The sequence below is a fragment of the Micromonospora acroterricola genome, from assembly GCF_003172955.1.
Taxonomy (GTDB): Bacteria; Actinomycetota; Actinomycetes; order Mycobacteriales; family Micromonosporaceae; genus Micromonospora; species Micromonospora acroterricola.
This window is the reverse complement of the sequence record NZ_QGKR01000008.1, coordinates 1-1,318: the sequence shown is the minus strand read 5'-3', so window position 1 is coordinate 1,318 and position 1,318 is coordinate 1. Positions and strand designations below refer to the sequence as shown.

1 protein-coding gene is annotated in these 1,318 nt (G+C 72.2%); it reads right to left on the bottom strand.

The annotated features are described in order from the left end of the window. Window positions 1-176: 176 nt before the first annotated feature. A complete protein-coding gene (locus DKT68_RS00045) occupies window positions 177-1,088 on the bottom strand; it encodes a cyclase family protein (RefSeq protein WP_109815406.1) in 912 nt (303 codons plus the stop codon). Window positions 1,089-1,318: the final 230 nt, after the last annotated feature.

The window sequence follows — 1,318 nt, the reverse complement described above, 5'->3', positions numbered from 1 at the left end:
ATCCAGACAACTTCCGGGAAATTGTGGCCTCCGACGAGCCGGGACGCCACAACTTCCTTGAAGTTGTGCGACCGCACCGAGCGAGGCGAACGGCGTCGGACGGCCGGGTGGTGGGGCAGGTGTGGTCTCTCCGGCGGGGCGGCCGAGGCTCGGACGGCCGCGGGTGGTGACCGCGCTCAGCTGTCGACGACGGCGAAGGCGCGGACCGGAAAGGTGCCCATGCCGGCCACCCGGGGTGGGGCGGCGGTGAACCGGAAATCCTGCGGCGGCAGGGCGTCCAGGCCGGTCAGGTGCTCCACGATCGGGATGCCGGCGGCGAGCAGAATGCTGTGCGCGGGGCGTACACCGCCGGCCGCCGGGCTCATGTCGTCGATGTTGATCGAGTCGATGCCGACCAGGGCCGCGCCGGCGTCGACCAGTGCCTGGGCGGCGTCCCCGGTCAGGTGCGGCGCCTCCGGCGCGCCGTACCGCTCGGTGCCGAAATGCGCATCCCAGCCGGTGTGCAGGAGAACCGCCCGCCCGGCCACCTCGTACGGGGCCAGCATCAACCGGTCCACCGCCCTGGTGCCGGGCGGCACCCGGACCACCACGCCGGGCAGGTCGGCGAGCCGGTCCAGGGGTACCCGGGTCAGGTCCTCGCCGTCGGCCCAGCGGTGGGCCGGGGTGTCCAGGTACGTGCCGGTGTTGGCGATCATGTCGATCCGCGCCACCCGGAACTCGGTGCCCGTGGCGTAGTTCGCCCGGGACGCCGCGAACGTCAGCCAGTCGTCGATCCGCGGCCCGGGCCAGCCGGGCAGAGTGGTCATCCCGTCGCGGATCACGTGGCTCAGCTCGACCAGCCGGCCGTCGCCGTGTCGGCTGACGGCGACGCCTCGACCACCCTTGTGCGGCTCGTCGATGATCGTCTTCGCGCTGATCCGAACCTCGGCGACCATCAGCAGCCCGAGGTGCCGCACGAACAACGCGGCCAGGTCCTCGTCGGTGATCTGTCGACCCGGGATGTCCAGCCGGAACCCCTCGGTACGCAGCCCACCGCCGTTGGCGAAGGTCACCTCAGCGTCGAACTGTGCCCGCCACTGCCCGCTCATGCCAAGACCCGATCACGGCCCCCCGCCCCCGTCAAGATCCATGCTCGTCCCGGCGATCCGTCCGGTCCGTCCGCCTGGCCCGTCCAGACCGACGAGGCAGCGCTGGGACCGCGGAAGGGCGGGAAGATCCGCACAACTTCAGGGAAAGAGTGGCCTCCCGGCGCGCCGAGGCCACTACATCCCTGAAGTTGTGCGGATCGTGGGCGCGGGGCGCGGGGCGCGCGGCGCGG